6 protein-coding genes and 1 pseudogene are annotated in these 7067 nt (G+C 38.5%); 4 read left to right on the top strand and 3 right to left on the bottom strand.

Annotated features, from left to right (window positions below):
• Positions 1–1940, bottom strand: a pseudogene (locus V3Z67_RS08845) (hypothetical protein); the annotation flags it as partial.
• 372 nt (positions 1941–2312) lie between these two features.
• Here V3Z67_RS08845 and folE point away from each other — a divergent pair.
• The 4 genes from folE (at position 2313) to lgt (ending at position 5782) form a co-directional block, all read left to right on the top strand.
• Positions 2313–2984, top strand: a complete 672-nt coding sequence (gene folE / locus V3Z67_RS08840; protein ID WP_330442951.1) for a GTP cyclohydrolase I FolE — start codon at positions 2313–2315, stop codon at positions 2982–2984.
• 46 nt (positions 2985–3030) lie between these two features.
• Positions 3031–4515 (top strand): cysteine--tRNA ligase, encoded by a 1485-nt coding sequence (gene cysS / locus V3Z67_RS08835; protein ID WP_330442950.1) that lies wholly within the window; start codon positions 3031–3033, stop codon positions 4513–4515.
• A gap of 4 nt (positions 4516–4519) precedes the next feature.
• Positions 4520–4771: a membrane protein insertion efficiency factor YidD gene (gene yidD / locus V3Z67_RS08830; protein ID WP_330442949.1), complete on the top strand. Its 252-nt coding sequence runs from the start codon at positions 4520–4522 to the stop codon at positions 4769–4771.
• 66 nt (positions 4772–4837) lie between these two features.
• Positions 4838–5782, top strand: coding sequence for a prolipoprotein diacylglyceryl transferase (lgt, locus tag V3Z67_RS08825; protein ID WP_330442948.1), 945 nt, complete (start codon positions 4838–4840; stop codon positions 5780–5782).
• 68 nt (positions 5783–5850) lie between these two features.
• Here lgt and V3Z67_RS08820 read toward each other — a convergent pair whose 3' ends face one another.
• Complete coding sequence (locus V3Z67_RS08820) at positions 5851–6264, bottom strand: hypothetical protein (RefSeq protein WP_330442947.1); 414 nt, start codon at positions 6262–6264, stop codon at positions 5851–5853.
• A complete protein-coding gene (locus V3Z67_RS08815; protein WP_330442946.1) occupies positions 6264–7064 on the bottom strand; it encodes an energy transducer TonB in 801 nt (266 codons plus the stop codon). Before V3Z67_RS08815 ends, V3Z67_RS08820 begins: the two co-directional genes overlap by 1 nt.
• Positions 7065–7067 lie beyond the last annotated feature (3 nt).

The following is a 7067-nucleotide window of genomic DNA, read 5'->3' as shown; positions in this document are numbered from 1 at the left end:
AACTCCTCGATACCATCATTGGCATCAGGGTCGGTCTGGTCACACTGAACGTAGTTCGTGATTGGGGCTAAGATGGTTGGCCTTTCATTAACTGTTAAGTCCATCGTTACAACTGAATAACATGAAGCAACTACAGCTCCCTGCTCCTGCACTCTAAAGTAAATTGTTTGCGAATTAGGTACAGTAGTTGTAAATAATGGTTGTGCCTGAGGGTTTGTATTAGCATCTGCATCTGCCTGAGAAAGGTGAACAGAAACATCAAGAGTCATTCCCGGCTCATTAGCCATAATGCCTGCAATAGCATTAGTTAAATCAAACTCGGCAAGACCATCGTTTGAAGCATCATCACAAGTCTCCATTGATGCCGGGTTTACCACATCATTAGGAAACTCAGTAAGGTTTATTTCAAAATTGGTTATATCATAACATCCATCATCACCAATAACAGCAACTCTTATAAAAATTGTCTCTCCATCTGTAGCAGTGTAAGCATCCGGAGCTGCTATCGCATTAGTATTAGAGTCAGCATCTATAATCGAGTCATAATAAAACACTTCTATAGCATTCGGGTCTAATCCCGCCATAACATCGTTATATTGAACTGTAAGATCGACTACTTCAGTACCGTCGCCATCTAAATCACATACATTTATATCATCAACCTCTCCCGCAACAGGAGCATCTGTTATTACGATTTCAAAAGAAACAACTTCATAACATCCTGTAAGTACGTTTTCTATCCTAGCAAAAATAGTCTCACTAACATCTGTAGAATATGCAGTATCATTTATTATCTGATTAAAAGGGGCTTCGGCATCTGCAAGCGAATGGTGATACGTAATAGGATACTGGAATTGGTTATAACCATTCCTTATTACAGGTGTATTTTCGGTTAAATCGAATGTGTATGGCGGAGGGTTGGTAGTACATACATAAAAATCGTTAGGAGTACCTAATTCAAGAGGTTCATTAACCTCTACAGTTACATCCTGAGTTTTTACAACCTCAGTACCGTCACAAGCAGTATATATAGCCTGAGCAGTATATGTAGTAGTTACATCCGGACAAACTGTTATAGTAGTATCAGTACCTATTTCAGCACCTCCTAAAAGCCATGCAAACTCAACGTTTGAGTCTCCGTTTGGAGTAAACCTCCAAGCCTCATTTGTTGCACTCCAGTTACCAGTATTACGTGCGGGAGGCACAGCAGCCTCTGTACCAGCTGTATTTTGAATACCTATAACACCTACTCCATCTTGCCATGAATTACAAGGCACCCTTCTCTGAACGTATACCTCTACAACATTTGTTGTTTCATATAATACTATTTGAGAAGTTTGGGCACCAATATCAGGATCACCTTCGCAAGCACCACTATACTGTGCTACCTGAGAGATATTAACCACCAGTGTCCGACATGGCGCACTACCTAAAATAGCATAGTTAATATTAGGGTCGGCAAACGTATTATTAACACCCGGATCAATATCCTGATAAACACCATATATGGCGTTTTTTATAGGAAATCCTGTACTAGGTATTGGTTGACTAAATGCGAATTGACAGAACGATCCAGGAGTAAATGTGGTAGTATCAAATGTAATAACACCGTTTGATCCAATTAATACATTGTCATAACTCTGACCATAAAAACAAAATGAAAACGGCAGTGTAACCAATGGAGACCACACGTCATCTGTATTTACGGATACCTGCGTACCACCAACAAAAGGATATGGCGGAGCATAATCAACAGAACTCACCTCATAAGAGGTAGTTTCACCTGTTTCGAAATACTCAGCAATAAGGTCGGTACAATCACCCGGGTTACACAAAGGCGCCGGAGCAAATGTCCCTACGTCAGGACAACCTGGAGCCTGCGAAAAACCTTTAAAACTTAAAATGCTCAGAAAGAACAACAAAAGGTACTTGTTTCTCATTTTTTGAATTGTTTTTTTGAAACGCGAAATTTACACAAATTTAAAGCGCTGACTATAAAAAATTATTACTTTTTAGCATATCGCTTAAAAATATAACTAAAACATACATAATATTACTACAACGCTTATTAATAACAGTTATTACTTACCCTACCCTACCTTATTTGGTTTTTTTTAACATTTTAATGTTTTTGGGTAATTTTAAAAGGGTAAACATAATTTGTTACAAACATAACATATTATTTAATACTTACATAAAACCGAAGTAAAGCAACAAAATAAAATTTCGGTTAAAGCTACGGCGTTTAAAATCAACTTTTATAACTATCTTTGCGACCTGACTTTTTAGAGTATATATTAATTATTGTATCAATGATTGCTAACGAGGATTTAAAAGACGATATTGGAGAAAACCATATTGCAACAAGCGCAGAAACCCCTTTAAGGGCAGACGCTTTTGAAATGAGTGATGACCAAAAGATAGAAGCCATAAAAAAAGATGTTGAAAACATTTTACATACACTGGGAATGGACCTTACAGACGACAGCCTTAAAGGAACTCCTAACCGTGTGGCAAAAATGTTTGTAAAAGAAATTTTTGGCGGACTAAACCCTTCTAAAAAACCGGGATCATCTACATTTGAAAATAAGTACAAGTATGGTGAAATGCTTGTAGAAAAAAATATTACTGTTTATTCTACCTGCGAACACCACCTTCTTCCTATTGTAGGACGTGCACACGTAGCCTATATATCTAACGGAACTGTTGTAGGACTTTCTAAAATGAACCGTATTGTAGATTTCTTTGCAAAAAGACCGCAAGTACAGGAAAGACTTACCATCCAAATTGTAGAAGAACTTAAAAATGTACTTAACACCGAAGATGTTGCCTGCGTAATTGACGCTAAACACCTTTGTGTTAACTCAAGAGGTATTCGTGACATTGAAAGTAGCACCGTAACATCTGAATTTGGAGGAAAGTTCAAAGAAGAGAATGTAAGAAGAGAGTTTTTAGATTACATAAAACTTGACACGCAATTCTAATCCTATTATTTTTATACCGTAACTTACGGAATTCAAATTAACCCATATGCAATTATATAAGAACCAGGCTTTAAAAATTTATAATTCGCTGAGCGGAGACAAAGAACTGTTTACCCCAATACACGAAGGCAGCGTAGGCATGTATGTTTGCGGACCTACGGTATATAGTAATGTACACTTAGGGAACTGCAGAACCTTTATCTCTTTTGACCTGGTTTTCCGTTACCTGAAACATCTTGGCTTTAAGGTTAGATACGTGCGTAATATTACCGACGTAGGCCATATTGAAGACGATGCTGATGACGGAGAGGATAAAATTGCAAAAAAGGCGAGGATAGAAAAACTGGAACCTATGGAAATTGTTCAGCAGTATTCTGTAGATTTTCACCAAATCCTTGAACTGTTTAATAATATGCCGCCAAGCATTGAGCCTACGGCTACAGGGCATATTATTGAGCAAATTGAAACCATTAAGCAAATAATAGAAAACGGTTTTGCATACGAGTCTAACGGTTCAGTATATTTTGACGTGGTTAAGTTTAATGAAACCAACCACTACGGAAAGTTAAGCGGAAGGAATCTTGAAGACATGATTTCCAACACTCGTGATCTTTCCGGACAGGATGAAAAAAGAAACCCTCAGGATTTTGCACTTTGGAAAAAAGCCGAACCACAACACATTATGCGTTGGCCATCACCATGGGGTGACGGTTTCCCTGGATGGCATTTGGAGTGTACTTCTATGAGTACAAAATATTTAGGAAATCATTTTGACATTCATGGTGGAGGTATGGACTTAAAATTCCCTCACCATGAATGTGAAATTGCACAAAATGAAGCCTGTACAGGTCAGTCGCCGGTAAACTTCTGGATGCATGCCAATATGCTTACGCTTAACGGCAAGAAAATGTCTAAGTCTACCGGAAATAATATTTTACCAAGAGAGATATTCTCGGGGAATAACGAGATTCTTAGTAAGGCATTTTCACCAACAGTTACCCGTTTCTTTATACTACAGGCACACTACCGCAGTATACTTGATTTTAGTAACGATGCTATTCTCGCTGCCGAAAAAGGCTTTAACCGCCTTATGGAAGCTATTGAAGCATTAACAGCACTAAAAACTTCAGACAAATCGAGTATTGACATCGAAGCATGGAAACAATCCTGTTATGATGCCATGAACGATGATTTTAACAGCCCTATACTTATAGCTCAGCTTTTTGAAGCCGTTCGTTACATCAATCTCCTGAAAGAAAATAAGGAGACTATTACAGCAAGTGACCTTAAACTGCTTTCTGAAACATTACATGCTTTTGTTTTTGATGTACTGGGACTTGTTGACGAAAAAACAGCTTCAAACAACAATGATAAGCTTGAAGGTGTTGTTAACATGCTAATTGGTATGAGAAATGAAGCCAGAGCTAACAAGGACTTTGCCCTTTCTGACCAGATTAGAAATAAACTGACTGAACTTGGTATAGAACTGAAAGACAGCAAGGAAGGCACTACGTTTTCAATACAATCATAATGATTTGACATTAAGGAAAATTATAATAACACCTTTTGTATTATTAGTACGCTTTTATCAGGGTGCTATATCTCCTTTCCTGCCTTCGGCTTGCCGCTATACCCCTACCTGCTCTCAATACACTATTGAAGCCCTGCAAACGCACGGACTTATTAAAGGCGGATGGTTAAGTATTAAACGTATTGCCAGCTGTAACCCCTGGGGCGGACGTGGGTACGACCCTGTGCCCGAAAGAAAATGCCGGCATAATCATTAATTAACGGTTTTTAGACTTGGCAATCTTTCACATTTATTTATTTTTACAGAAATTAAACCAATTAAAATGACACACGCTTTAAGCTTTGTATGGAACCCTCACGAAGGTATAGACCTTGGATTTTTCCTTTTACGTTACTATAGCCTTATGTGGGTAGTAGCCTTTGGACTGGGATGGTATGTAATGAAAAACATATTTGTTCGTGAAGGCGAATCTATGGAAAAGCTGGACAAACTGTTTATTTATACTATAGTTGCTACCATGATAGGCGCCCGTTTAGGTCACGTAATATTCTATCAGCCGGAACTGTTTAAGGAAGATTTCCTTAATGTTTTCTTACCATTCAGAACAACACCAAAATTTGAGTTCACAGGCTTTGCCGGACTTGCCAGCCACGGGGCAGCAATCGCCATTATACTTGTAATTTTTTATTACAGTAAAAAAATCATCAAAAGACCTGTACTATGGATGCTGGATCGTATTGTGGTTCCGGTAACACTGGGCGGAATTTTTATCCGTATAGGTAACTTTATCAATTCTGAAATATTAGGTCGCGAAACAACTGCCGATGTACCTACAGCAGTTAAATTTATTAGAGGTGAAGATGGTGAACTTGGAAGACGCGCCATAATGGAAGTCACACAGCAAACAGACTACAACAAAGCTTACGATTTGGTACAACATGACCCAAGGTATGCTGACATACTTAACGCTATACCTTACAGGCACCCGGCACAGTTATATGAAGCATTTTGCTATATATTCGTATTTGCCATAGTATATTACATGTACTGGAAAACAGATTCCAGAAAGCAACACGGACTTATTTTTGGAGTATTCCTTGTACTACTATGGACCGTACGTTTTGTAGTGGAGTTTGTAAAAGAAAGTCAGGGCGGGTTTGAAGGCGAGAACCCTATATTACTTACAGGCCAATGGTTAAGTATACCTTTCATACTGGTAGGACTTTACCTTATATTTACCTCCAAGAAAAGAACTGAAACACTTTAATAAGGTCAATTATATAAATAAAAAGCCCCGCAAATGCGGGGCTTTTTATTTATGTGAAATTACTATATTTAATCAGTCAGTCTAAAATCATATGAAATATTTCCAAGCTGTATCTCTGGCGCTTTATTACTACCGTTAAACTTGGTTTCCAAAGCTGCTTTCTTTGCCATTTCCAACAAGCAAGCTGCATTATTAGTTGTACCCCTAACACCGGGAACTGCTTTTATTACCTTACCGGAGCGATCTACATGAACTTCAACAACCACGATACCTTGCTCCAAACAGTCAGAAACCAACTTTACAGTAGTAACTTCTTGATTATTATCCGCTTTGGGAGAAACAATCCTATATTTTAAGGTATCCTGAACATTTACTATTAACTGTTCAGGGTTAGATATAGATATTGCAAGAACCTCATTTTCCTCCTGAGAAAAGCAGGAAAAACTTAAAAAAACAACTAACAAAAAGAACTTATTAATCATTAATCAGTAAGCTTAAAGTTGTAAACAATCTCACCTATCTGTTTGTCAGGAGCACTGTCACTACTGTTAAACTTGGTATTCATAGCAGCTACTTTAGCCTGATCTAACAAACATTTAGCTGAGTTGGTTGTACCTCTGGCACCGGGCTTAGCCGAAATAACAGTACCATTTTTATCTACCGAAATTTCAACAACTACTGTGCCCTGCTCATTACACAAATACTTAGGAGCCGGTTTTGTTAAGGCTTTACGTCCGGCTAGTCTGTAATTTCCGGTACCCGTACCTACAGTTCCTCCTCCGCCATTACCATAGCCTCCCTGAAGTGAACCATCAATTTTGCCTTTATCTCCGGCCTTATTATCATCACCCTGACCCTGTGTTGCAGTGCCTTCGCTTTTAGGTCCGTTTATAAGACTATTTAAAGCATCTGTAGTGGTTTTTGATGGCTGCGGCGGCTTAGGAGTTTCCTTTGGTTTTTCAGGCTCTTTAGCAGGTTCTTTTTTAGGTTTCTCGTTACTTATAACAGGCGCATCGTCTACATCCTGAGTTACCACTTCTTCCGTTACCGGAGCAGATGCAGGAGTTGATTGTTGCGGTTGTGGTGCCGATTGTATCGGCTGCGTAGGCTGCACATCGCCCGAACCGAAATCAGTAGTCCCAAAATTAATGGCGATACCATTTTCAGGCGGCGGATCCATATATGTTAGTCCGAGAAAGAAACACAGTAATAACAGTATAGCAAATACTACTACTGTTATTGTAAATGATTTTTTCTCCTGTTCTGTTTCTAAATACTTCATTAT

This window comes from Flavobacterium sp. C4GT6 (assembly GCF_036347315.1).
In the GTDB taxonomy this organism is placed as follows: domain Bacteria; phylum Bacteroidota; class Bacteroidia; order Flavobacteriales; family Flavobacteriaceae; genus Flavobacterium.
This window is presented reverse-complemented; position numbering and strand designations above follow the sequence as displayed.

Bases quoted from the DNA above. Each gene is read 5' to 3' on its own strand.
- folE (WP_330442951.1), top strand. From the start codon at position 2,313: ATGATTGCTAACGAGGATTTAAAAGACGATATTGGAGAAAACCATATT.
- cysS (WP_330442950.1), top strand. From the start codon at position 3,031: ATGCAATTATATAAGAACCAGGCTTTAAAAATTTATAATTCGCTGAGC.
- lgt (WP_330442948.1), top strand. From the start codon at position 4,838: ATGACACACGCTTTAAGCTTTGTATGGAACCCTCACGAAGGTATAGAC.
- V3Z67_RS08820 (WP_330442947.1), bottom strand. From the start codon at position 6,264: ATGATTAATAAGTTCTTTTTGTTAGTTGTTTTTTTAAGTTTTTCCTGC.
- V3Z67_RS08815 (WP_330442946.1), bottom strand. From the start codon at position 7,064: ATGAAGTATTTAGAAACAGAACAGGAGAAAAAATCATTTACAATAACA.